The organism is Natrinema saccharevitans (assembly GCF_001953745.1).
GTDB lineage: Archaea > Halobacteriota > Halobacteria > Halobacteriales > Natrialbaceae > Natrinema > Natrinema saccharevitans.
The window spans coordinates 2,328,130-2,352,420 of record NZ_LWLN01000001.1 but is presented as its reverse complement, the minus strand read 5'-3'; the positions used below and the strand labels follow the sequence as shown (position 1 = coordinate 2,352,420).

At 65.9% G+C, this 24,291-nt stretch carries 22 protein-coding genes and 1 pseudogene; 11 read left to right on the top strand and 12 right to left on the bottom strand.

Translation table 11 applies throughout. The annotated features are described in order from the left end of the window. Positions 1–92 precede the first annotated feature (92 nt). Positions 93–1,049 carry a polyprenyl synthetase gene (locus A6E15_RS11940; RefSeq protein ID WP_245800570.1) on the top strand — a complete coding sequence of 319 codons (957 nt, stop codon included), beginning with the start codon at positions 93–95 and terminating at the stop codon, positions 1,047–1,049. A gap of 203 nt (positions 1,050–1,252) precedes the next feature. Here A6E15_RS11940 and A6E15_RS11935 read toward each other — a convergent pair whose 3' ends face one another. Continuing rightward, positions 1,253–1,546 (bottom strand): PadR family transcriptional regulator, encoded by a 294-nt coding sequence (locus tag A6E15_RS11935; RefSeq protein WP_076146476.1) that lies wholly within the window; start codon positions 1,544–1,546, stop codon positions 1,253–1,255. Between the two features lie 192 nt (positions 1,547–1,738). Here A6E15_RS11935 and A6E15_RS11930 point away from each other — a divergent pair, with 192 nt between their 5' ends. The 4 genes from A6E15_RS11930 (at position 1,739) to A6E15_RS11915 (ending at position 5,297) form a co-directional block, all read left to right on the top strand. Beyond that, positions 1,739–2,566, top strand: a complete 828-nt coding sequence (locus tag A6E15_RS11930) for an HpcH/HpaI aldolase/citrate lyase family protein (RefSeq protein WP_076146474.1) — start codon at positions 1,739–1,741, stop codon at positions 2,564–2,566. 48 nt (positions 2,567–2,614) lie between these two features. Next, on the top strand, positions 2,615–3,337 hold the full coding sequence (locus A6E15_RS11925) for a class I SAM-dependent methyltransferase (protein ID WP_076146472.1): 723 nt from the start codon (positions 2,615–2,617) through the stop codon (positions 3,335–3,337). A 185-nt stretch (positions 3,338–3,522) separates the two neighbouring features. Then, positions 3,523–4,461 carry an ABC transporter ATP-binding protein gene (locus tag A6E15_RS11920; protein WP_076146470.1) on the top strand — a complete coding sequence of 313 codons (939 nt, stop codon included), beginning with the start codon at positions 3,523–3,525 and terminating at the stop codon, positions 4,459–4,461. Further along, positions 4,458–5,297 (top strand): ABC transporter permease, encoded by an 840-nt coding sequence (locus A6E15_RS11915; protein ID WP_076146468.1) that lies wholly within the window; start codon positions 4,458–4,460, stop codon positions 5,295–5,297. The genes A6E15_RS11920 and A6E15_RS11915 overlap by 4 nt, the downstream gene beginning before the upstream one ends. Positions 5,298–5,568: 271 nt before the next feature. Here the strand turns inward: A6E15_RS11915 and A6E15_RS21205 are convergent, their stop codons facing one another. The 10 genes from A6E15_RS21205 to A6E15_RS11865 all read right to left on the bottom strand — a co-directional run bounded on the left by A6E15_RS21205 (position 5,569) and on the right by A6E15_RS11865 (position 18,010). Further along, a complete protein-coding gene (locus tag A6E15_RS21205; RefSeq protein WP_217693445.1) occupies positions 5,569–6,264 on the bottom strand; it encodes a hypothetical protein in 696 nt (231 codons plus the stop codon). Between the two features lie 357 nt (positions 6,265–6,621). After that, the gene (locus A6E15_RS11905) at positions 6,622–7,089 is read right to left on the bottom strand and encodes a MaoC family dehydratase (protein WP_076146466.1); all 468 of its coding nucleotides are present in this window, start codon (positions 7,087–7,089) and stop codon (positions 6,622–6,624) included. A 28-nt stretch (positions 7,090–7,117) separates the two neighbouring features. Further along, the gene (locus A6E15_RS11900) at positions 7,118–8,872 is read right to left on the bottom strand and encodes an acyl-CoA carboxylase subunit beta (protein ID WP_076146464.1); all 1,755 of its coding nucleotides are present in this window, start codon (positions 8,870–8,872) and stop codon (positions 7,118–7,120) included. Between the two features lie 5 nt (positions 8,873–8,877). Next, positions 8,878–10,650 carry an acetyl-CoA carboxylase biotin carboxylase subunit gene (locus A6E15_RS11895; RefSeq protein WP_076146462.1) on the bottom strand — a complete coding sequence of 591 codons (1,773 nt, stop codon included), beginning with the start codon at positions 10,648–10,650 and terminating at the stop codon, positions 8,878–8,880. Positions 10,651–10,652: 2 nt separating this feature from the next. Further along, positions 10,653–11,819, bottom strand: coding sequence for an acyl-CoA dehydrogenase family protein (locus A6E15_RS11890; RefSeq protein ID WP_076146460.1), 1,167 nt, complete (start codon positions 11,817–11,819; stop codon positions 10,653–10,655). A 48-nt stretch (positions 11,820–11,867) separates the two neighbouring features. Beyond that, on the bottom strand, positions 11,868–13,601 hold the full coding sequence (locus tag A6E15_RS11885; protein ID WP_076146458.1) for an acyl-CoA synthetase: 1,734 nt from the start codon (positions 13,599–13,601) through the stop codon (positions 11,868–11,870). 183 nt (positions 13,602–13,784) lie between these two features. Further along, positions 13,785–15,179 carry a UbiD family decarboxylase domain-containing protein gene (locus tag A6E15_RS11880; protein ID WP_076146456.1) on the bottom strand — a complete coding sequence of 465 codons (1,395 nt, stop codon included), beginning with the start codon at positions 15,177–15,179 and terminating at the stop codon, positions 13,785–13,787. After that, positions 15,176–16,675 carry a UbiD family decarboxylase gene (locus A6E15_RS11875; RefSeq protein WP_076146454.1) on the bottom strand — a complete coding sequence of 500 codons (1,500 nt, stop codon included), beginning with the start codon at positions 16,673–16,675 and terminating at the stop codon, positions 15,176–15,178. The genes A6E15_RS11880 and A6E15_RS11875 overlap by 4 nt, the downstream gene beginning before the upstream one ends. Then, entirely contained in the window at positions 16,672–17,169 is a 498-nt protein-coding gene (locus A6E15_RS11870) for a ubiD operon protein (RefSeq protein WP_076146452.1), read from the bottom strand. The genes A6E15_RS11875 and A6E15_RS11870 overlap by 4 nt, the downstream gene beginning before the upstream one ends. A 184-nt stretch (positions 17,170–17,353) precedes the next feature. Continuing rightward, on the bottom strand, positions 17,354–18,010 hold the full coding sequence (locus tag A6E15_RS11865; protein ID WP_076146450.1) for a lactate utilization protein: 657 nt from the start codon (positions 18,008–18,010) through the stop codon (positions 17,354–17,356). A gap of 153 nt (positions 18,011–18,163) precedes the next feature. On the opposite strand from A6E15_RS11865, the gene A6E15_RS11860 reads away from it, so the two are divergent. The 3 genes from A6E15_RS11860 to A6E15_RS11850 all read left to right on the top strand — a co-directional run bounded on the left by A6E15_RS11860 (position 18,164) and on the right by A6E15_RS11850 (position 22,019). Further along, a complete protein-coding gene (locus A6E15_RS11860; protein WP_076146448.1) occupies positions 18,164–18,949 on the top strand; it encodes a PHP domain-containing protein in 786 nt (261 codons plus the stop codon). A gap of 227 nt (positions 18,950–19,176) precedes the next feature. After that, positions 19,177–21,081, top strand: a complete 1,905-nt coding sequence (locus A6E15_RS11855) for a 2-oxoacid:acceptor oxidoreductase subunit alpha (protein WP_076146446.1) — start codon at positions 19,177–19,179, stop codon at positions 21,079–21,081. A gap of 2 nt (positions 21,082–21,083) precedes the next feature. After that, on the top strand, positions 21,084–22,019 hold the full coding sequence (locus A6E15_RS11850) for a thiamine pyrophosphate-dependent enzyme (protein WP_076146444.1): 936 nt from the start codon (positions 21,084–21,086) through the stop codon (positions 22,017–22,019). Positions 22,020–22,077: 58 nt separating this feature from the next. Here A6E15_RS11850 and A6E15_RS11845 read toward each other — a convergent pair. Then, positions 22,078–22,474 (bottom strand): annotated as a pseudogene (locus A6E15_RS11845) (hypothetical protein). A 139-nt stretch (positions 22,475–22,613) separates the two neighbouring features. On the opposite strand from A6E15_RS11845, the gene lrpA1 reads away from it, so the two are divergent. From lrpA1 to A6E15_RS11830, 3 genes are all read left to right on the top strand, one after another. Beyond that, on the top strand, positions 22,614–23,042 hold the full coding sequence (lrpA1, locus tag A6E15_RS11840; RefSeq protein WP_076146442.1) for an HTH-type transcriptional regulator LrpA1: 429 nt from the start codon (positions 22,614–22,616) through the stop codon (positions 23,040–23,042). Between the two features lie 72 nt (positions 23,043–23,114). Continuing rightward, positions 23,115–23,594 carry an SRPBCC family protein gene (locus A6E15_RS11835; protein ID WP_076146440.1) on the top strand — a complete coding sequence of 160 codons (480 nt, stop codon included), beginning with the start codon at positions 23,115–23,117 and terminating at the stop codon, positions 23,592–23,594. 67 nt (positions 23,595–23,661) lie between these two features. Next, positions 23,662–24,246, top strand: a complete 585-nt coding sequence (locus tag A6E15_RS11830) for a nitrous oxide reductase accessory protein NosL (RefSeq protein WP_076146438.1) — start codon at positions 23,662–23,664, stop codon at positions 24,244–24,246. Positions 24,247–24,291: the final 45 nt, after the last annotated feature.

The window sequence follows — 24,291 nt, the reverse complement described above, 5'->3', positions numbered from 1 at the left end:
CGAGCCGATAGCGTTCCCGAACGCTTTTGACTAACTGGTTAGTACACGCCGACACTGAACGATATGGTTCCCGATGCAGTAGCCGAGGTTTCGTGCAGTACGCATCGAACGCGGGACGGTTCCCGGTGGCAGTCGGTCCCGCCGACTCGAGCGAGCGCCGGCGCGGCGGCGTTGCCGTCCGGAACGGACGTCGGTGTTCTCGCGACGGCCGCGACCACGACCCGGTCGAAGACCGGCCGCCGATGACCCGTGAACTCTCGCTCACCGAACGCCGGGATGCGATCGACGACCGGCTCGAGGCGGCGCTCGAAACCGCGCGTGGCGATTTCCTGTTACCCGCACGGACGACCGTCGTCGACCGGAACGATCGGTGGTACGGGCAGCTCGTCGCGCTCGTCGCGAACTCGGCCGCGGACGCGCCGGATTCGCCGTCGATACTCCGGGCTGCGACCGCGATGGAACTGTTCCGGGGCTACTCGCTCCTTCGGGAGCGGTTGCTGGTCCGGCTCGACACTCCGGGAACCGAAGCAGTGGCGTGGGAGTCGAACGCGGCGTTGCTCGCCGCCGACTACCTCCAGACGGCGGCGTATTCGACGCTCGGGTCGCTCACCGACGGACGGACGTGTATCGAGCGCCTCGCAACCGTCTCGGAGCGGCTCGTCGAAACGCTCGCCGACGCGGATTTCGCGTCGCAGCCCACGCCGGCGGCGTACCGGTCGTTCGTCGACGGAACGGCGGGAGCGCTCGGCGCCGGTGCGGCCGGGATCGGTGCGACGCTCGCGAGTGTCGACGAGCAGCAGCGGGGTCGCTTCGAAACGGTCGGACGCGGCGGGAGCATCGAACGGCGTATCCGAAGCGACTTCGCAACCGATACGGGGCCGTCCCGTTCCGGCCACCGAGTCCGTGACGACCGGCAACTGCGCCGGTACGCACGAGCGCAACGCGCTGCTGCGACTCGAGCGCTCCGGACCCTCTCCTCGACCGCGGACGTCGACCCCCTTCGCGAATTTCTCGGCCGAACCGTCCCGAACGACCCCGAACTCCGCTGACTGCTACCGTTTCTCGCCATCTCGGGAAATATCTGGCAAACTATAGCAGTCACTGAAACGATTTGCACACTGATCGTGACGACATCGCGCGATCAGGTGTGCAATATCTTTCAGTAGCTACTATAGACGACGCGTAGCTCCCTTGAAACCGTACGCTACGACAGGCGGGTCCGAACGCTCGATGGCCGCCGGTCGCCGTTCGATTATTCCGACTCCGAGAGTAGCTCCGCAGTGTACTGATCCTCCCACTCCCGTCGCGCCTCGAGTTCGCGCCGCCCTCGAGCCGTGATCGTGTAGTAGTTCGTCCGCTGGTCCAGTTCGCCCTTCTCGACGAGACCCTTCTCGACGACGTCGTCGAGGTTCGGATAGAGCCGCCCGTGATGGATCTCCTTCTCGTAATAGGTCTCGAGTTCCTCCTTGATCGCGAGGCCGTGCGGTTCGTCCTGTCCGGCGATCACGTACAGCAGGTCACGCTGAAAGCCCGTGAGATCGTACATGTCCGGGCTTTGGTCGGGTTGCGTATAAGAACCGCGGAACGAGATACGGTGTGTCACGTTGGTACCGACCCGCAACCGACGGGGCGGGCCGCTCGCGCGACCGGCCGACCGAGCGGGCGGTGTTCGTACGGCACTTCTCACCGTGGTGGGACGAACCACACCGCTTAATCGGGAGAACTACCAACGGCACGTATGGTTCGCCGAAGCGTTCTGTTCGCCCCGGGAGACGAACCCGAGATCATGCGGAAAGCGGCTGCGAGCGAGGCTGACGTCGTCGTCTTCGACCTCGAGGACGCGGTCGCACCGGCCGACAAGGCGGCCGCGCGCGAGGCCGTTCGCGACGTCCTCGACGACGCCGCGGCCGAGCCCGAACGCTGCGTCCGCGTGAATCCGGTCGGCACGTCGGCCGCGACCGATCTCGAGTCGATCCTCGAGGGACCGCAACCTGACAGCGTGATGCTCCCGAAAACGGAGTCGGCGGCCGACGTCCGAACGGTCGAACGCCTCCTCGACGAATCCGACGCCGACCTCCCGGTCCTGTCGCTGATCGAGTCCGCCCCGGGCGTCCTCCGAGCCGACGAGATCGCCGCGGCCGCAGCGACGGACGCGCTCCTGTTCGGTGCCGAGGACCTCGCGGCGGACGTCGGCGCGACGCGGACGAGCGAGGGGACGGAGGTGTTGTACGCTCGAGAGCGGACCGTCCTCGCGGCCAGCGCCGCCGGTGTCGACGCCATCGACACCGTCTATACCGACTTCACGGATACGGACGGGCTCCGCGACGAAACGGCCTTCGCCGCAGGCCTCGGGTACGACGGGAAGATCGCGATCCATCCCGCGCAGGTTCCGGTCATCAACGACGCCTTCACGCCGAGCGACGACGACGTCGAGTGGGCGACCCGCGTTCTCGACGCCCGGGACCGGACGGATGCGGGCGTGTTCGAAGTCGACGGCGAGATGATCGACGCGCCGCTTATCGCACAGGCCGAACGCATCCTCGAGCGCGCCGAGCGGGCGGAGTGAGCGGTCGACCGATAGGAATACGTACTCCGCCGACGGCCGTTGCGACGTATGAAGGCCGTCGTCCGGACGAACTTCGACGACAGCGTTTCCGCGTACGACGCCTACGAGCAACGCACCGGCCGGTTTACCGCACTCGCGAAGCTGTTGGCCGCCGAACTGGCGGCTCGAGCGGACGGTCCCGTCGACGCCGTCCTCGACGCCGGCGCCGGCACGGGCGTGAGTACGCGCGTCTTCGCCGAGCGGGCACGGCGCACGGTCGCGCTGGACATCAGTCGCGAGATGCTGCGCGAACTCGAGGGCGCGCCACGGATCGAGGGGGACTTCGATCACCTCCCAGTCCTCGAGGACTCGTTCGACGCCGTCGCGTTCACCGCGTCGCTCTTTCTGGTCCCGGATCCCGCGGTCGCGACGCGGGAAGCGGCCCGCGTCCTGCGGCCAGGCGGGGTCGTCGGTGCCGTCGCGCCGCTCGGCTGGGTCGACGCCGACGGACGGGACGTCTTCGCGGACCTCGAGCGGGAGTCGCGGTCGCCGACGGGTGCCGACGCGGTCGAGGCGGCCCTCGCCGACGAGTTCACCGTCACGACGGGGACGTGGCGGTTCGCGACGACGGCGGCGGACGTGCGGCGCTTTCACGCGATTCCGGCGATGGCGGCGCGGCTCTATCCGACCCTCGACGCCGACGAGCGCGTCGCGCGGGCCCGCGAGTTGCTCGCGGATCTCGAGGGGACCGTCGAACAGCGGTGGCGATGGATCGTCGGCGTCGTCGACTGATGGTTCCCCGACGTTCACGCCGAGGGGACGTCAGTCGTCGCACTCGCGTTTCAGCGAGAGCGCGGTCCGGTCGAACTCACAGACCGGCGGTTCCTCGGGAGCGTTCACTTTGCACGGCTCCGTGTTCCCGGTTACATTCCATAAATCAGAAAATATTTGTATTTTAATGTAGCAGCTCTAATACGATGGCGACGATAGAAACGACCGACCTCACGAAGGAGTATCCGGGCGGCGTTCTCGCCGTCGATAGCCTCGACCTGCGGGTCGAAGAGGGTGAGATATTCGGCTTTCTCGGCCCGAACGGTGCCGGAAAGTCGACGACGATCAACATGCTCCTCGGGTACGTCTCCCCGACCGACGGACGCGCGACCGTTCTCGGGGACGACGTTCGAGAGGACTTCGCCACGACCCGAAGCCGGATCGGCGTCCTTCCGGACGGCTATAGTCTGTACGACCGCTTGACGGCCCGCGAACACCTCGAGTGGGTCATCCGCACGAAGGACGCGGACGATGACCCCGACGCGATCCTCGAGCAAGTCGGCATCGCGGACGCAGCCGACCGGCGCACCGGCGGGTTCTCGAAGGGGATGAGCCAGCGGCTCGCGTTCGGCATGGCCCTTGTGGGCGATCCGGACCTCCTCGTACTGGACGAACCCTCCTCCGGACTCGACCCGACCGGCAAACAGGAAATGCGCGCGACGATCCGCGAGATAGCCAAGGCCGGGACGACTGTGTTTTTCTCGAGTCACATCCTCCCCGAGGTCGAAGCCGTATGTGACCGCGTCGGCATCATGTCCGACGGGAACCCAGTCGCCGTCGACAGCATCGACGCGCTTCGTGAGGGACTCGACGGGGTGGCACACATCGACCTGACGCTCGAGTCGGTGCCGGACGACCTCGGTCTCGAGCGGCTGAACGGCGTCGAGGGCGTTTCGATCGATGGGACCAAGGTCAGCGTCGACTGTCGGCACACCGCCGTCAAGGCCGACGTGGTGCGACACGTCGACGAACGGGCGACGATCACCGATCTCGTTTCGGAAGACGCCTCGCTTGAGGACCTGTTCAACAGTTACACGGGCGAGACGTCGGACGACGAACGACAGGCCGCGGAGGTGATGGCATGAGTACGATGGACGTGGCTCGGAAGGATTTCCTAGATACCCGTCGCTCGAGAGTCGTCTGGCTCGTCATTTTCATCTACACTGGATTTGTGGGACTGCTCATGTTCATTCAACGGGATCAGTTGGAGTTTCACGATACGCTTCGGGAGGGTGTTATCTCGAATCTCCGTCTCGTCGTCGTTGTCGGCGCACCTTTGGTCCCGATCGTTGCGCTCGTCGCAGCCTATCTCGCCATCGCCGGCGAGCGCGAGACCGGCAGCGCCAAGTTCCTTCTCGGACTACCGAATACGCGTAGGGACATCATCGTCGGGAAATTCCTTAGCAGGAGTCTCGTGATCGCACTCGGTATTACGTGTGCATATCTCGTCGCCGCCGGACTGCTCGTGGCTGTTTATCCCCTCTTTCCGGTTACCCCGTTCGTCGTGATGTTCGGCATGATGTTCCTCTATGCTATCACTTACGTCGCAATCGCGATTGCCATCTCAGCGTCGGTAGCTAACAAGGCACGAGCCGCGGCCGTCGGGTTCGGCCTGTACTTCGTCTTGAACGTACTCCCCCTTTTCATGCTTCCCGGCGACATCGTTCGGAAGTTCCACACCGACGTACTCGGAGCCTCCGAATCACCTGTTATCTATCACTTCGTCTCACAGCTCGTGCCGGTTCAGGCGCTCACCCGCGGGATTCGCCCGGTCACCAACTATGCCATGCCGGGTAGTTCCGTACCGGAAGACGCCCCGTTATACGTCCAGCCCGAGTTCATGCCCATCGTCCTCTGTGTCTGGATCGTCGTTCCGCTCGTGATCGGTTACTATCGCTTTCGATCTGCCGACGTAAGCTGACCGAGATTGGGTGCAGAATTCGCGATTTTCATACCTCTATCTCCGCCAGTGAGTTGGTTTGAGATCGGTTCGGAGAGGTGATACGCATAGGCTACTCGAATCAGTTGAGATCGTGCGACTGATTTGAACACCGGTTCCGTCGTGCCCGGCTACGATTATGATCCGTTAACGATTCGGAATGATCAGTGCCACTCGTTATCATACTAGACAGACCAATGGTAAAATAAATCGAGTGCAGTGTGATGGGAGGTCTCGCTCTTTGGGACGTCACTTACTCCGTCGATGCGGGTGCGCTTTTAGACAGGACCTCGTGGTTTCCGTTGTTGTCCCCTTTCGTGATGATCGTCGCTTCCTTCCTTCGTTCCCCGCCCGGCGGATCGAACGCGTATTCCGCGGACAGTTCGGCCGTGAAGGACGTAGCATCCCTGTCGATATCGTCCGTCGTCGTTCCTTTGTACGCCGCGGCGGGACCGGGGAGCTTATAATCGAGTTCCTGAGAGACGTTTCTGTAGTCGCTTCCGTTGTAATCCCAGGTGAGGATCTGTTTGTGAACGTAGACGGTGCCGATAAGTGGAACCGACCCCTTCGCTTCGGTAACTTCGGTCGCCGTGACCCAATTGTCGGACGGTTGCGTAGCGTTTTGCCCGTAGCTACGGAACTGCCAGTTGACCTCCCCGTACAGGTCTTCCATTGCCTGCATCTGCTCGTCCGTAATCTGGGATGTATACCGTCGTTGCTGTTTTTCGCTCTCGAGTTCGCCGAGGGCGAGAATGAACTCAGCAACCTCTTCCCGACGGTCGGGATCGAAGTCGACATCGGGGTTCTCGTCGGATTGGGCTGTTACCGTCCCAACGGTAGCGGCACCTACCGCAGACGCAAGTGAAAGACCACCGAGTTTAAGTATAGTTCGTCGACTGTTCGTCGATAGTCGTCCGCTTGTGCCATTTATCTGGTCGTCCATCTGCATCACCTGTGTTTAGTTACTCACTAAACACATTATTTGTTTCCATTATATCTATAATATATTTTTCTATTTATCCTGTGCTATAATTTATTATATTCTCTGAATATATAAGAAACAATTCTATACGCTCTTGGATAGCACATTGTTGATGGGGCCCTCTTGCGATTGTACGCTGATTGCAATAAACTGAGTCCTGATCAGGAACCGCTCTACGCATAGAACTCAATCAAGCAGACGAGCAACGCAACTGGATCAACAATCTCCTACGGAAGAGCGAACCCCATATCTGCTGTCGCGGACGAGATCGGGTCCTTGTTCCGGAGCAAACGATTGAACGCTCTCGACCGACTCGTTGGGTGCTTAGCCCTCGGCGTACTCGCGTTTCAGCGAGAGCGCCGTGCGGTCGAACTCACAGACCAGCGGCTCCTCCGAGTCGTTTAGCTTGAACACTTCGACGTGCATGGTGACGATGCCGCGCTCGCCGTCGCTGGTCTCGCGCTTGTCGGTGACCGTCGACTGGACCCGGATCGTGTCGCCGTGATAGACCGGGTTCGGATGCTCGACGTTGTCGTACGAGAGGTTCGCGACGATCGTGCCGTCGGTGGTGTCGGGGATGGTGAGCCCGACGGCTAGGCTCATCGTGTAGAGCCCGTTGACCAGCCGGCCGTCGAACTGCGTCGCCGACGCGAACTCGGCGTCGAGATGCAGCGGCTGCTGGTTCATCGTCATGTCGCAGAACTGCTGGTTGTCGCGCTCGCTGATCGTCCGTCGCTTCTCGTGTTCGATGGTCTCGCCGACCTCGAACTCCTCGTAGTAGCGTCCTGTCATGGGTGGGTGTGAAACGTTCGGCGGGCGGTCAGAGGACGGTTCCGTGTTTCTTGTCGGGCAGGTCCTTCTCGACGGTCTCGTAGAAGGCAAAGCGGGCCTCGAGTTCCTCCCGCAAGTCGCTCGGCGGGACGATTTCGTCGATGACGACCTCGCTGGCCATCCGGTGGACGTCGATGTCCTCGCGGTACTCCTCGCGGAGGTCCCGCTCCATCCGTTCGCGTTCGTCCTCGTCGTCGATCTCGGCGAGCTTGCGGGCGTAGACGGCGTTGATCGCCGCCTCGGGGCCCATGATCGCGATCTCGCCGGAGGGGAGGCCGATGACGCTCTCGGGGTCGTAGGCGGGGCCGGACATCGCGTAGATGCCCGCGCCGTAGGCCTTGCGGACGACCACCGACTGTTTCGGCACCGTCGCCGAGGAGGTCGCGTAGATCATTTTCTTGCCTTGCTCCAAGATTCCGTCTTTCTCGACCTGCGATCCGGCCATGAAGCCGGGCGTGTCACAGAGATAGAGCAAGGGGATGTCGTAGGCGTCACAGGTCCAGACGAACTCGGCGGCCTTCTCGGCGGCGTCGGGGAAGATCGCGCCCGCCCGGTGGGCCGGCTGGTTGGCGACGATCCCGATCGGCCGGCCGTCGATCCGGGCGAAGGCGGTAATGATCTCCGGCCCGTACTCGGAGCGCAACTCGAGCGTCGACCCCGCGTCGACGATCCGGTCGATGACGTCGAACATGTCGTAGCCCTTGTTGGGCTCCTGGGGCACGACGGCGTCGATCCCCTCGGGCGAGGCGGCGGGTGGCCGTCCGTCCGTTCGGGGCGGGCTCTCGTCGCTGTTGTTCGGGAGGTAGCCGATGAGTCTCGCGACCAGTTTCCGGGCGTGTTCCTCGTCGTCGGCGATGAGGTCCGCGCTCCCGGAGTGTTCGGCGTGGACGTCCGGCCCGCCCAGTTCCTGCAGATCGATCTGCTCGCCGGTGACCATCTCGACCATGCGCGGGCTGGCGATGGCCATCGCGCTCACGTCCCGGACCATGACCGTGAAGTCCGCGAAGACGGGGGTGTAGGCCGCGCCGGCGATACAGGGGCCATAGAGGACACAGATCTGCGGGACCCGACCCGAGAGCATCGAGTGGTTGTAGTAGTACTTCCCGATGCCCTCGCGGTTGGCGAAGAAGCCGGTTTGCTGGTCGATCCGCCCGCCCGAGGAGTCCATCAGGTACAACACCGGCTTCCCGGTTTTCAGGGCCCGCTGTTGCATCCGGAGGAACTTCTCGACGCCTTTCGCGGCCATGCTCCCGCGTTTGACCGTGTAGTCGTTGGCCATGAAGTGGACGTCCCGCCCCTCGAACTCGGCGGCGCCGGTGATCAGGCCGTCGGCCGGCAGTCGGTCGTCGTCGTCCGCGTCGGTGTTCGCACCGTCCGGATGCCAGTCGTCGAACGCCGCGAACTGCCCGTCCTCGAAGAGGAAGTCGTCGCCGAACCAGAGGTCGATCCGGTCGCGGACGAACAGCTTCCCCTGATCGGGCAACTGGTCTTTGTACTTCTCGGGGCCGCCCGCGCGGATGTCGTCGACCTCCGCCAGCAGCGCCTCCTCGCGGGCCGTCGGTCCGAGTTCCGGTTCCGGCTCGGGGTCGGCCGGTTCGTCGGTCCCGCCGTCGGCGGACGCGCTGGCGAGTTCCGCACCGCCGTCGTCGACGACGGTGACGTCCTCCCGGTACTTCGACGCCATCGCTTCGGCGATCGCCCGCGCCTGCGCTTCGGTCGTGTCGCTTGTGATTTTGACTCGCATCGGTATCACTCCAGTGTCACGAGGGTGTCGCCCATGTCGACGGAGTCACCCGCCGAGATCGGTACCGAGCGAACCGTCCCGCCGGTGCTGGCGACCACGTCGTTTTCCATCTTCATCGCCTCGAGGACACAGAGGACGTCGCCGGGCGCGACCTCGTCGCCTTTCTCGACGGCGACCGAGAGGATGGTCCCCTGCATTTCGGCGGTAACGGCGCCGGCGGTGGCGAGTTCGGCGTCGTCGGTTCCCGTCGTCCCGCCGCCGGCAACGGTTTTCGTCTCGGTGCGGTCGGCCGTCGCCCGCGACGCGCCGTCCTCGATGACGACGTCGAACCGTCGGCCGTCGACCTCGACGGTGACCTCGGTCGTCGCCGCCGTGGGCCCGTTACCGTCGGTCGTCGTCGCGGGCCCCCAGCGATCGACGGCCGCCGCGAGCGCGTCGTCCTCGAGTTCCCGATCGAGGTACGTCGTCGTGTGATCGCCGGCGTCGAAGGTCTCGTCGTCGAGCAGCAGCCGGTGGAACGGGATCGTCGTGTGGACGCCGTCGACGGCGAAGTGCTCGAGCGCGCGTTTCGAGCGCTCGAGGCAGTGGTCGCGGTCGTCGCCGCTGACGATCAGTTTCCCGATCATCGAGTCGTAGTCGCCGCCGATCTCGTCGCCCTGTGCGACCGCGTGGTCGAGGCGGACGCCGATGCTCGCCGGCGGCCTGTAGGTCGTCAGCTTCCCGGGAGTCGGCGCGAAGTCTGCGGCCGGATTCTCGGCGTTGATGCGGTACTCGACCGCGTGGCCGTCGATCTCGACGGCGTCCTGGTCGAAGGCGAGTGCCTCGCCGGCGGCGACCCGGAGCTGCCACCGGACGATATCGATGCCGGTCACTTCCTCGGTAACGGTGTGTTCGACCTGGATGCGCGTGTTCACCTCCATGAAGTAGAACTCGCCGTTCTCGACGAGGAACTCGACCGTCCCGGCGTTCGTGTAGCCGGCCTCGCGGACGCCCCGTCGGGCGGCCTCGCCGATCGCGTCGCGTAACTCGGCGTCGAGCGCCGGGCTCGGGGCCTCCTCGATGACCTTCTGGTGGCGTCGCTGCAGCGAGCAGTCGCGCTCGCCCAGATGCCGGACGTTGCCGTGCTGGTCTGCGAGCACCTGGACTTCGATGTGTTTGGGCGCGTCGAGGTACTTCTCGACGTAGACCGAGTCGTTGCCGAAGTACGCCTCGCCCTCGCGCCGGGCGCTCTCGAGGGCGTCGTCGACCTCGGCCTCGCTGCGGACGATCTTCATGCCGCGGCCGCCGCCGCCGCCTTCGGCCTTGATCGCGATGGGGTAGCCGTACTCCTCGCCCAGCGCCCGGACTTCGTCGGCGTCGTCGACGGGCTCGGTCGTTCCGGGGACGACCGGGACGCCGGCCGCCTGCATGACGGTTCGGGCCTTCGTCTTTTCACCGAGCGTCTCCATCGCGTCGCTCGGCGGGCCGACCCACGTGATCCCGTCCGTCGCTTCGACGCGGCGGGCGAAGTCGGCGTTCTCCGCGAGGAAGCCGTAGCCGGGGTGGATCGCGTCCGCGCCGGCCCGTTCGGCGACGTCGATAATCGCCTCCTGATCGAGGTACGACTCGCTGGCCGGTGCCGGGCCGACGTTGTACGCCTCGTCGGCGTACTCCACGTGGCCGGCGTCGCGGTCGGCGTCGCTGTAGACGGCGACCGTCCCGATGCCGAGTTCTTCGCACGCTGCCATCACGCGAACCGCGATCTCGCCGCGATTGGCGACGAGGACGTTCTCGAACATGATCAGTAGGACTTGGGGAAGCCGAGCTGCTGGCCGATGTGGTTGTACGCCATCTGCTGGGAGACCGGCGCGAGCCTGGTGAGGTTGATCTCGCGCCACCAGCGTTCGACGTCGTACTCTTTCGCGTAGCCCCAGCCGCCGAAGGCCTGCATCGACTGCTTGACGGCTTCGATCCCGGCGCTGACGGCCGTCGCCTTCGCGACGTTGGTCTCGTAGCCACACTCCTCGCCCTGATCGTAGAGCCAGGCTGCTTTCTCGCGCATGAGCGCGGCCGTCTCCATCCGCGCGTAGGCCTTCGTGATGGGGAACGAGACCGCCTGGTGGCTGCCGACCGGGGCACCGAACACCTCGCGGTCGGTGGCGTACTCGATGGCGGTGTCGGCGGCCAGTTTTCCGATCCCCGTCCCGGCCGCGGCGAAGCCGAGGCGCTCGGGGTTCAGCATGTCGACGAGCGCCCACCAGCCCTCGTCTTCCGCGCCGAGCAGGTTCTCCTCGGGGACGCGAACGTCCTCGATGAACACCTCGCAGGAATTCGAGTAGTTGATGCCGTGTTTGGGAATCGGCGAGACGTCGATCCCGGGGTCGTCCATGTCGACGACGAAGAGGCTGATGCCGTCGGTGCCGCGGTCGACGTCCGCCCGCGGGGTCGTCCGGGTGACGAGGATCATGTCGTCCGCCCGGTCGGCGAAGGTGATCCACGCCTTGTTCCCGTCGAGGACGTATTCGCTGCCGTCTTTCTCCGCGCGCGTGGCGACGTTCAGCGTGTTCGTCCCCGCTTCGGGTTCGGTGATCCCGATCGAGAAGTTCCGCTCGCCGGCCGCGATGTCGGGCAGGTACCGCTCCTTCTGGGCCTCGGTCCCGTTCTCGCGGATGCCGACGGCGGCCATGCCCGCGGTAAGGACCAGATACCAGGTGCCGGCCATGCCACAGCCCTCGGCACAGAGCGTCTCCATCGCCAGCCCCATCTCCTGCATGCCCATGCCGGCACCGTCGTACTCCTCCGGGACCAACAGGCCGTGGAACCCGGCCTCCGCGAGTTCGTCCCAGAACGCCTGAGCGAACTCGCCGTCCGCCTCTTTCTCTCGCCAGTACTCCGGTCCGTATTCGGCCGCGACCGCCTCCGCGGTCGATCGGATCATCGCGCGTTCGTCGGTAGATTCGAAATTCATGTCGTTGGAGAGACTATTTGTGGTCGGGACGTCTCGAGGACGGGTCGCTTACGGCGACGCCTCGGACTCTTCTTCCGCGTCGTCTTGCAGTTCGGTTCGGCGGATCTTCCCCGTGACCGTCTTCGGCAGTTCCTCGCGGAACTCGATCTCGCGGGGGTACTCGTGGGCCGATAGCTCGTCGCGCACGTGGGTCCTGATGTCCTCTTTGAGGCCCTCGGACGGCGTCGTCCCCTCGCTGGGCACGACGTAGGCCTTCACGATGTTGCCCCGCTCCGTGTGGGGCTTGGGGACGACGGCCGCCTCGGCGACGGCCGCGTGTTCGCCCAGCGAACTCTCGACCTCGAACGGGCCGATCCGGTAGCCCGACGAGAGAATGACGTCGTCGGCCCGCCCCTCGAACCAGAAGTAGCCGTCCTCGTCCTTGTGTGCGAGGTCCCCCGAGAGGTACCACTCACCGCCAGACGTTTCGTCTGGCGAGGATCGCATCGCTTCGCTCTGCTCACCCCCCTCGGGACCGTCGACGAAACACGACGCGGTCTTCTCCGGTTTGTTCCAGTACTCGTCGAAGAAACAGGGGTAGTCCCCCCGCTGGGCGATCTCGCCGGTCTCGCCGGGCTCGAGGACGGCCCCGGTGTCGGGGTCGACGATGTCGGCCTCGATGCCGGGGAGGGGCTTGCCCATCGAGCCGGGCCGCAACTCCATCGTCGGGTAGTTGTTGATGATCATGTTGCCCGTCTCCGTCTGGCCGTACGTGTCGAGGATGGTGACGCCGAGTTCGTCCTCGCCCCACTCGACGACGCCGGCGCTGAGCGGCTCGCCGATCGAGAGCGCGTGTCGTAAGTCGAGGTCGATATCCTCCAGTACCTCCGCTTTTTCGCGGAGCATCCGGTAGGCCGTCGGGACCGAGAACAGGACGGTGATCGGGTACTCGTCGAGCAGTTCGGCCCACTCCGCCGGGTCGAACTCGCCCTCGTAGGTGAAAAGCGACGCGCCCCAGAACCAGGCCCCGAGCGTGTTGATCACGCCGGTCAGCCAGCCCAGATCGCCGGTGCTCCAGTAGAGGTCGCCGGGCTGGAGGTCGACGGCGTACTTCTGGGTCGCCGCCACGCCGGCCACCCAGCGCTGTTTGTGTCGGACGCCCTTGGCCAGCCCGGTCGTCCCCGACGTGTAGTACAGCAAGGCGTCGTCCTCGCCGCCGGTGTCGGCGGGCTCGTAGTCCGTACTCGCGCCGTCGAGCGCCGGGTCGAACACGACGTCGGCGGCGGGCGCGCCGCCGCCGCGGTCGACGGTGATGACGCGCTCGACCGACGGTACGTCCTCGAGGGCGTCCGCGACCGTCTCGCGGTTGTCGGTCGTCGTCACGAGGACTTTCGCGTCGCAATCGTCGAGCCGGTAGGAAATCCCGTCCGGCCCGAAGCGTTCGTTGACGCTCCCCCAGACGGCTCCCCGTTTCAGCGTGCCGACCATCGCCACGTAGTGTTCCGGAATCCGCGGCATGTACGAGAACACGCGGTCGCCGCGCTCGACGCCGAGTTCCTCGAGGAGGTTCGCGAACTGGCTCGAGCGGTCGGCCAGTTCCCAGAAGGTCAGCTTCGTGAGTTCGCCGTCGGTGTCGACCTGATAGAGCGCGACCGTCTCGCGGTCGGTGGCGTGTCGGTCGACGGTCTCGTGTGCGATGTTCAGGTCCGTCGGTGCGTCCCAGTCGGCCGCCGCGTAGATCTCGTCCCACGAGAACCGCTCCCGTTCGACCTCGTAGTCCGAGAGGTTGTGGCTGGACACCATACACCGCCCCGGATCCCGTTTCCCGATATAATAGTATCGGTAAATTCTGCGTCTCCAACGAACATATTCTATAGGAAACTATCGCTATCCCGTGAGTTTTATCGGTTTCGTACTGCGTAAACGGTTTCGTTTTCGTATCATCGGATGGAATATGTTTTCTATCCGACTAAAATCGCTCTCGTCCTACGCGTCGTCGCGGACCCCGTCGTCGGGCCCGCCGTGACGCGTCTCCCACAGTCGCCGGGCGTCGTCGCGAACGGACGCCGGGAACGACCGCTCGAACGCGACTCGCGGCGCGATATACGCGTCTTCCCACCGCGGGTCCCACGCCGCATTCACGTACAGTCGGGAGCCGGTCTCCCCGTCCCGACGATACCGGGGGCGGTCCGCCATCGGTGCCGACGGTTCGCTGAAGATCCAGTCTCGAGACGGATGTGCTTTGAGCCAGATATCGCCGAGGACGCGGCCGAGGTCCCGCGGCGAGACGTCGTCATCGACGACGACGACCGTATCGAACAGCGACGAGAAGGCAAAGAGGATGTTGGCGAGTTGCCACTCGAAGCCGGCATAGAGGACGTTCGTCGCGACGACGCAGATCCCGAGTTCGGCCGCCGCCGGGACCTGCACCCACTCGACTGGCGAGATCCCCCAGTAGTCGTCGACGCGGTCGTACAGCGTCGCCGCCGTCACTAGCCCCGTCAGCTGCAGGTCGTCCGAAAGCGGTCGCTCGAGCGGCGAGAACGGAAGTACCGGCTCCTCGGTCGCGAGTATCCGTTCGATCGACAGCGCCATCGACGTACTCTCCGTGCCGTACTCCCACGCTTCGCGCCGGTCCGACCGGGAGTCGGGGTTGCGATCGTCGACCGTCGCCTCGATCACGACCTCGGTCGCGCTCGGGACGAGCCCGCCGTTCGTCGGGACGAGCGGCACGCGCTCCGCGACGCCACAGGCCTGTATCGGGACCTCGATGCGGTCCCTGACGGCGAGTAAGTAGGCCGCCGTCACGGTCGCCGGCGGGACGCCGAGGGCGACCGAGATCGTCCCGCCGTCCAGCAGCGACGACAGGGCCGTGGGCGTCCGGACCCGGAGCGTATCGTCGCCGATGACGGCACCGTGAACCGGTGCCCAGTGGGTCCCCGCCGCCGTCGCTACCGACGCGACGCCCAGCGTCAGGGCGGGCCAGACGTCGTCGGCGTCACGCGGCAGCGCCAGTTGCCGTATCCCGTCGACGGTTCGTGCGGCCGCCTGCCTGTCGGCGGTCGGCTCCGGCCGATCGTCGGTCGGACCCAGTTGCGTGATCGTCTCGAGGACGGCGACGAACGACGCCTCGGGGTCCAGTCCGAGGCCAAGCGCCAGCCGCGACCACGGGGCCGACTCGCGACGCTGCAGTTGGTCGGGACCGCTGAACGCACCGCTGGTGAGATCGGCACCGTCGGTCCGTTCGTACCGGAGCGCCGGGCCGTTCGCACGGAGTGCCTCCGCCGCGATGACGGGCGGCGGCACGTCGAACGGTCCCTCGAGGGACAGTAGTTCGTCGTTGCTCGCCAGCCCCTGGACGTACTGTGCGAACGGGATCATCGCTGCTTCCCTTCCCCGTCGAGGAGATCGAACCGCGCCGCCGACATGCCGGCGGTGACGAGTCGCTTCTGGGCTCGTTTCCGACGGTCGTCGGCCGTCCCGTCCGTTCGATCCCCGTCGCCGGTCGCGTCGATGTACGCCTTCGCGGTCTTGGCTTTCGAGGTCCCCACGTCGGCGCTGCCTTTCTCCTCGGGCGTCTGGTAGATGTTGAGCGGGACTTTGGGCATCCGTTCGACGCCGAACTGGTGGAAGTCGGCGTCCGGGTCGGCGTCCAGCGCGATCGCCGTCAGCACCGCCCGCGGGTCGAACGGGTCGACGTCGGCGTCGACGAACACGAAGAAATCGATGTGGAGCATCCCCCAGGTCGTGAACACGAAGTTGGCCAGTCGATGGAGATACCCCGGGTAGGGACGATCCGTCGCGATGACCCAGACGGTCCGGGAGGTAAAGCGCCACGGAACCGCCGCCTCGACGTCGAAGCCGGCGGCCTGCAGTCCGAGGGTCGCATCCGGGCCGGCCGCGGCGAGCTGGAGCGTGCTGCCGGAGTTTCGCCCGTATCCGACGCCGGTCCCTTCGACGCAAAACGGGACTCGCGGCTCCGTCCGGCGGGTTACGGCGTCGATCGCGAACGCGGGCATCGATCGCCGCGGCCCGTTCATGTACCCGAAGTAGTCGCCGAACGGCCCCTCGTCGAGCCGTTCGTTCGGGAGGACGCGGCCCTCGAGGACGACCTCCGCCGTCGCCGGGACGTACAGGTCGTTCGTCTCGCACGGGACGAGGTCGACGGGTCGGTCTTTCATGCCGCCCGCGAAGGTGGCCTCGCTCCGCCCCGCCGGGATCCACATCTCGGTCGTACACTGGACGACCGGTTCGGCACCGACGACGACCGCCACCGGCATCGGCTCGTCCCGCGGTTCGTAGTCGTAGTAATACCGGTTCGGGACCTGCTCGCCCGCCAGGAACAGCAGGCTGGCGAACGGCCCGTCGTGGATCATCATCCGGTGGCTCGACCAGCGGCCCCACCGCGTCTCCGGATCCGGTGCGACGACGGTGTGGAGGTTCGAGTACCGCCCGCCGTCGCCGCGGTGGATGTACGGCCACGGGAGCGACAGGAGATCGACGTCGTCCCCGGTCCGAACGATGTCCTTGCAGGGCGCTGCGTCGCGCTCGAGGACCCGCGGCTCCCGGGGCGATCGAAGCCGGTCGATGAGCCGCTCGTAGTACGCCGCGCCGGACAGGCCGGTCGGCAGCCCGATCGCCCGGGCGAGGTGATCCCACGGCCGACGTCGGGGCCCCCGGTACGGATCGCCGACGAGCGACGCGTCGACGGCCGTCTCCGCGATCGACTCGAACACCGGCACGTCGCCGTCGGACCGGTTGGCAAGCGCCGTGACCGCGCTCGCCTCGAGGTCCCACGAGACGGGGTCGTCGAACGAGACGAGGGCGTCCGCCTCGTCGAGACGCCGGAGGAACGCCCGGAACGAGTCCACCGTCATGGCTCGTTCTCCGAGCGGGCGCGGCGGAGCGGATCGTCCTCGAACTCGGTCCGGACGGCCTCGTAGGCGTCCAGTAACGCGGGGCGGTTCGCCGCGAGATGCTGAAACGCGATCTCGCGAAGCGCCTCGGCGGTCGAGTCGTACTGGCCGGATTCGACGAGATACCGGAGGATGACGTTGAGGTCGTCGGACCGGGTGTTGACGACGTTCGAGGTCGACTCCTGGTCCGCCGCGAGCCGGCGCAGGAGGTCCTCGTTGATCCCCGCCGCGTCGATCTCGTCGATGAGTTCGACGTACCGCTCCTCGCTGACGCTCTCGTGTGGTCCGGCGACGACGGTCAGCGGCTGCGGATCGGTGAGTTCGTCGGGATCGTTCGCGATCCGGACCCGCGCCTCGAAGATCCGCTTCGTCTCCGCGTCGGTTATCTGGAGTGTCGTTTCCGTCCGCTCCTCGTCGGGCAGGTGTTGCGCTGCCGTGATGTACTGGTTCGACATGGCCTCCCGGTGCGTATCGTTTCCGCGACCCACGTTCGTGGGGTCACGGGCCAGTGGGCCTTATGCTCTTTCTCGTCCGGAGGGTCGTTCGGCGGGCGAGAACGGGGTTCGAAACGAGAGGTATCGCCTGCCCGAGGACGCGGCCAGAGCGGTGCGGAACTGTACGGACTTTTCGAGCGGGCCCCTAGTAGCCCAGTTGCTCGCGGACGAGGACGACGGTCGTCCGACCGTCCTCGAGTTCCCGTCGGAAGATGAGCTGCTTGGCGATGGCGGACTCGACGCCGTAGGCCTCCTGTGCGCGTTCGTTCTCGAGGGGATAGGCCACCGACTCGAGGCGGTCGAGCGCGTCCTCGAGCGTCGGCACGATCTTGTTCGCGCCGCTGACGATCACGACGTTGCTCGCGGCGAAGGGGTACGCGCCGATCCGACTGCCCGAACGGTCGGCCGCGACGAGTTCGCCGGTCTGGGCGATCGCGTTGATCCCGCCGAGGAAGTAGTCGGCGGTCTGGGACTCGCGACGGGCGGCCTGCCGTTTCGCGTCGTCGTCGATGCTCCAGATCTCGTCGGCCAGGCTCTCCCACCCGTGGTCGCCCTCCGAGAGGTAGTCGGCGAAGCCGATCTCCTCGAGCGTCGTGGAGTGGCCGTTCATGACCGACGCGCCGGCGGGAATCTGCGACTGGACCGCTTCGAGGGCCTCCGCGGCCGAGTCGGCGACGACGACCTCGAAGCCGTTCGCCTCGAGGTTCTCGACGGTCGCCTCGATGGCCTCGTCGGCCGGCAGTTCGTCGAGCGTCGCGTCGATCTCGGCGTCGTCTACGTAGTCGGATTTCTGCTGGGACATTCCGTGCGTTCGTCTGGGGCCGAGATCGCCGTAAGGGTTCGCGGATACCGGTGTTAGCTGATTACGTCGGTGTTACTTCGTCGTTCGCCGAGCCCCGATCGACCCGCGTTCCGCGAGCCAAACGACTAACACGTCGTCCGTGGTCGACGACGTATGCGGGACTTTCACGTCCACTCGAACTACTCGGACGGCGAGTTCCTCCGGTCGATGGTCCGAGCGGCCGAGGCGGCCGGCCTCGAGGGTGTCGGCTTCGCCGACCACTGCAACGTGGCCTCGCGCGAGCGGCCCGAATCGATGCGGGGGGTCTACGGCTTCAACCTCGATCTCACCTACGAGCGCCGCCGTCGGGGGATCGAGCGGCTGCGCGAGGCGTTCGACCTCGAGATCTACGACGCCGTCGAGATGGACTACGATCCGCGCGACGAGGCGGCCATCGACGCCTTCCTCTCGGAGGCGGGCTTCGAGTACGCGATCGGTAGCGTCCACGACGTCGCCGGCAACAACGTCCAGGTCGCGTCCCACTTCGCGTCGATGTCCGACGCCGAACGCGACGCGGTCGTCGACGAGTACTTCGATCGGCTGGTCGCGCTCGTCGAGTCGGAACTGTTCGATATCGCGGCCCACGTCGACCTGCTCGAGCGGACGCCGCCGCTGCGGGGGCGGGCGACCGAGGACCACTACCGGCGCGTGGCGCGGGCGCTCGCCGACTCGCGGACGGTGCCGGAGGTAAACGCCGGCCGGGCGCTTTCCGACGCCGGCGTCGTTCACCCGGCCGAGCGGTTCCTCGAGGTCCTTCGCGACCACGACGTGGCCGTCACCGTCGGCACCGACTCCCACCGCCCCGACGAACTCCCCGACCGGGCCGCCTTCCTCGAGGACTTCCTCGACGAGTGGGGACTCGAGACGGTCGAGCCGGACGGACTCGCGGCCGAGCCGTGAACGGACGGGAGCCGTCCCGTTCGATTCAACTCCGAGAAACGATACACTCGTTCCCGGTCGAATGTGACGAACGGAGACGGGTTCTCCGGCTACCGTAATGATCGTTCACACATATTCTTCAATGTACGTCCATTCTTCACGAAAGATCCTTGGTAATCTATAGCAAAGTCTTTAGGTCGCGTGGAGCGAACTCGAGGGTACGGTCGACCATCGGCCACTGATCCACTATGAGCGACGACGAACTCATCTGGCGAATCGCGGGCGGTTCCGGCGACGGGATCGACTCGACGAGCCAGAACTTCGCCAAGGCGCTGATGCGCTCGGGGCTCGACGTATTTACCCATCGGCACTATCCGTCGCGGATTCGCGGCGGCCACACCTACGTCGAGATCCGGGCCGCGGACCGCGAGGTACAGTCACGCGGGGACGGCTACAACTTCCTGCTCTCGCTGGGCGATTCCTTCGCCCGCAATCCACAGGAGGAGGCCTACTACGGCAACGAGGAGATCAAGCCGCTCTCGGAGAACTTAGACGACCTCCGCGAGGGCGGGATCATCGTCTACGACGAGGGCCTCATCAGCGAGGAGGACGTCGAAGCGATCGATCTCCACGATCGCGCCGAGGAAAACGACTGGCACGTCTTCCCGATGGACCTGCGCGGACTCGCGCGGGAACACGGCCGCGAGGTCATGCGCAACACCGCCGGCGTCGGCGTCACCGCCGCCCTGCTGGACATGGACCTCGAGCACATCGAGGATCTGATGTCCGACGCGATGGGCGGCGACGTCCTCGAGGCGAACCTCGAGATCCTCCACGAGGCCTACGAGACGACGCGCGAGGAGTACGAGTTCGAACACGACCTGCGGGCCCCCGAGGGCTCTCACGACGCCGAGCAGGCGCTGCTGTCGGGTTCGAACGCGATCGCCTACGGCGCGATCGACGCGGGCTGTCGGTTCATCGCCGGCTATCCGATGACGCCGTGGACGGACGTGTTCACGATCCTCACGCAAAACTTCCCCGACATGGGCGGGGTCTCCGAGCAGGTCGAGGACGAGATCGCCGCGGCCGCGCTGGCCGTCGGCGCGAGCCACGCCGGCGTCAAGGCCATGTCCGGCTCCTCCGGCGGCGGCTTCGCGCTGATGAGCGAACCGCTCGGGCTCGCCGAGATGACCGAGACGCCGGTCGTCCTCGTCGAGTCGATGCGGGCCGGCCCCTCGACCGGGATGCCGACCAAGCCCGAACAGGCCGACCTCGAACACGTCCTCTACACGAGTCAGGGCGACTCCCAGCGGGTCGTCTTCGCGCCCGGTACCATCGAGGAGGCCTACGAGCAGACGCGGCTGGCCTTCGACATCGCCTGGGACTACCAGATCCCGGCGATCGTCATCTACGACCAGAAGCTCTCCGGCGAGAACACCAACGTCGACGTCGACTTCTTCGACCGCGAGGTCTCGCCTGACCTGGGCTCGACGCTGACCGAGGACGAACTCCGGGAGGCCGCCCACGACAACTCCGGAAAGTTCAAGCGATTCAACTACGACGACGCCGAGAACGGCGTCGCGCCGCGCTCGATCCCCGGCCAGAAGGGGGGGCGTTTCCTCGCGACCGGCAACGAACACAGTCCGGTCGGCCACATCAGCGAGGACCCCGACAACCGCGTCGCCCAGATGGACCGCCGCCTCGAGAAACTCGAGTCCATCCGCCGAGAACTCGACGAGGAACGCGAGTCCACCCAGACCTACTTCGGCGACGAGACGGCCGACTACGGCGTCATCACGTGGGGCTCGAGTCAGGGCGCGGTCGCGGAGGCCATCGAGCGGCTCAACGAGAACGGCCACTCCGTGCGGGGCCTCAGCGTCTCCGACATGACGCCGTTCCCCGAGAAAGAGGTGACCGAGTTCCTCGAGAGCGTCGACGAGGCGATGGTCGTCGAGATGAACGCCACGGCGCAGTTCCGGGGCCTGCTCCAGAAGGAACTGGGCCGGTTCGGCGAGAAGCTCACGAGCCTGCTGAAGTACAACGGCAACCCCTTCGAGCCCGCCGAAATCGTCGAGGGCTACCAGGTCAACCTCGCCGAGGAGGACCGCGAACCGACCGCACAGGTACGAATCGAACCCGCTGCAGGTGACTGACAATGAGCGCATTCAACGCAATCGGTGAGGAGCGAGAGATCGACCGGGACGAGTTCACCCCCGGCGTCGAACCGCAGCCGACCTGGTGTCCGGGCTGTGGCGACTTCGGCGTCCTGAAATCCCTGAAACAGGCGCTGCCGGAGGTCGGTAAGACCCCCGAAGAGGTGCTGACCGTCACCGGAATCGGCTGTTCGGGCAAGCTGAACAGCTACCTCGACACGTACGGCTTCCACACCATCCACGGCCGCTCGCTGCCGGTCGCCCGCGCGGCCAAGCTGGCGAATCCGGACCTCGAGGTCGTCGCCGCGGGCGGGGACGGCGACGGCTACGGGATCGGCGGCAACCACTTCATCCACACGGCCCGGGAGAACCACGACATGACCTACATCGTGTTCAACAACGAGATCTTCGGGCTGACGAAGGGCCAGACCTCGCCGACGAGCCCGAAGGGCCACAAGTCGAAAACGCAGCCCTCGGGCAGCGCGAAGACGCCGATCCGGCCGCTCTCGCAGTCGCTGACCGCCGGCGCGAGCTACATCGCCCGCACCGCCGCGGTCAACCCCAACCAGGCCAAGGAGATCATCGCCGAGGCCATCGAACACGACGGCTTCGCCCACGTCGACTTCCTGACCCAGTGTCCGACCTGGAACAAGGACGCCCGACAGTACGTTCCGTACATCGACGTCCAGGAGTCCGACGACTACGAGTTCGACGTCACCGACCGCGCGGAAGCCGCCGAGATGATGCGCGAGACCGAGGACGTCCTCAACGAGGGGACCGTCCTCACGGGCCGGTATTACGTCGACGAGGACCGGCCGTCCTACACCGAAGAGAAGGCCGCCGTCGGCGAACTCCCGGACGAACCGCTGGCGGAACGGTACTTCGACGACGACGCCGAGTGGGAGCGCAGCTACGACCTCCTCGAGCGTCACACGTAGTCCTGCTCGCCGAAGCGTGGCCGACCTTTTTTCGACCGTCGAGCCCCGAGCGATGCGGTCAGTCGCCGGCACCGAACCCGCCGGCGAACAGCTTCGAGACGTAGCTCAGGACCAGCAAGGTGACGACGAGACCGGCGAGCAGGCGCGAATCGAACTCGTACAGCGCCTCGCGGACGCCGTAGGCGACGACTATAGTAGCTCTTGAAAGTCAATGCACACCCGATCGAAGGACACCGTTGTGATCGGTGTGTAAATCGTTTCAAGAGCTACTATAGCGCCCCCATCAGCAGCGCCGTTCCGCCGGCCCGCCGCGAGGCGTACGCGGGATCGACCGACTCGTCGTAGTTGGCGTGGAGGTCCGCCCGCCCGCGAACGGCGATGAGCCACGCCAGTCCGAGGATCGCGAGCCCACAGCCGATCCAGACGACGCCGCTGATGAGAGTCGGAGCGACCACGATAGTTGCCCTGGGCTCAGCGCGAGGATAAATCACGCGATTTCGGGCCCGAGATGGGTGTTCTCCGGCGTCTTCCGTTCGGATACACGTCGTTTTCGTATACAAAAGATATTTTTCCGCCGGAGCAAAACGTACGCTCATGAGTACGCAGGCGACGGAAGACCGCATCCTCGAGGTCCTCGAGGAGGACGCCCAGGCGTCCTACGCCGAGATCGCCGATCGGGCGAACGTCTCGAAGCCCACGGTACGAAAGTACATCAACCAGCTCGAGGAGGAGGGGGTGATCGTCGGCTACTCGGCCGACATCGATCCGAAGAAGCTCTCGAGCCAGACGATCGCGATGGTCGGACTCGACGTGGCGAGCGAGCGGTACGTCGAGGCGACGAAAGCGATCAAGGATCTCGAGGAGGTCGAGGCGCTGTACAGTTCCAGCGGCGACCACATGTTGATGGCCGAAGTGCGCGCCGAGGACGGCGACGCCCTGGGCGAGATCATCTCCGCGGACCTCCTCGAGATCGACGGCGTGACCGCGGCCCATCCCTCGTTCCTCCAGGAGCGTCTCAAGTAACGCGCCTCGCCGTTCGTCGCCGGTCGTTGGGACCGACGTTTTCCCCGTGGCCGCCGTAGCCGTCACCGAGCGATGCCTACCTACGAACGCGAGACGACCGTTCGATCGCCCTTCGAGGACGTCTGGGCCTTCCACTCGCAGATCTCCGGCCTCGAGGGGCTGACGCCCGACTGGATGAACCTGCGCGTCGAGCGCGTGATCGGGCCCGACGGGGAGCCGGATCCGAACGTCCTCGAGCCCGGCTCCGAGATCGCGCTCTCGATGCGGCCCTTCGGCGTCGGGCCGCGCCAGCACTGGACGTCGGTGATCACGGCGCGCGAACGCGAGGACGGCTCGGCGTATTTCCGGGACGAGATGGTCCACGGCCCGTTCGACCGCTGGGAACACACCCACTCGTTCTACGCCGACGGCCGACGGACCCGGCTCCGGGATCGAGTCACCTACGAACTCCCGCTCGGCGGTCTCGGGGACGCGATCGGCCCGCTCTCGAATCTGGGGTTCGAGGCCATGTTCCGGGCGCGCCACCGGCTGGCGAAGGCCCGCCTCGAGTGACCGAGCCGCGGTCGGATTCGACACCCGAACCAGTCCCGTTTTGCCCATCGCCGACGTATCGAGGTGTATGACCGACGAGGGGATCGATCGGCGGCGGTTCATCGGCGCGCTCGCGGCGGGAGCAGGCGCGGGCATCGCCGGCTGTCTCGGCGAGGACGGATCCGAGGACGGTTCCTCCGCGCAGGTGTACGAACCCTCGCTCGAGGGCATCGAGGACGGGCCGTTCGAGTACCCCGAGGGGATGACCTGTGCGGTCTGTGGGATGACCGCCGCGGACTTTCCCGAATCGAGCCAGCTCCGTCACGAGAACGGGCAGGCTGCCGTGTTCGAGTCGCCGGGCTGTCTGTTCGCGTACGTGGTCTCGTCGACGCCGGACTCGCCGATCGACGGCGCGTGGACGGTCGATCGCAAAACCGGCGAGCAGATCGACGCGACCGAGGCCCACTACGTCCTCATCACCGACGAGACGGCGGTCGACGATCCGATGGGAATCGATCCCAAAGCGTTCGCCGACCGCGAGGACGCCCTGAGCTACCTCGAGGCGTGGGAGGCCGAGGACCTCTCGCCCGAGGACGACATCATCACCGGACTCGAGCCGGTCGACCTCGAGATCGCGGCGATCTACCGCCCGCACCGGGTGCCCGACGAGTAGTTCGGGTTCGGTCGGTTTCGGAAGCCGTTTGTGGGATCGCACGGG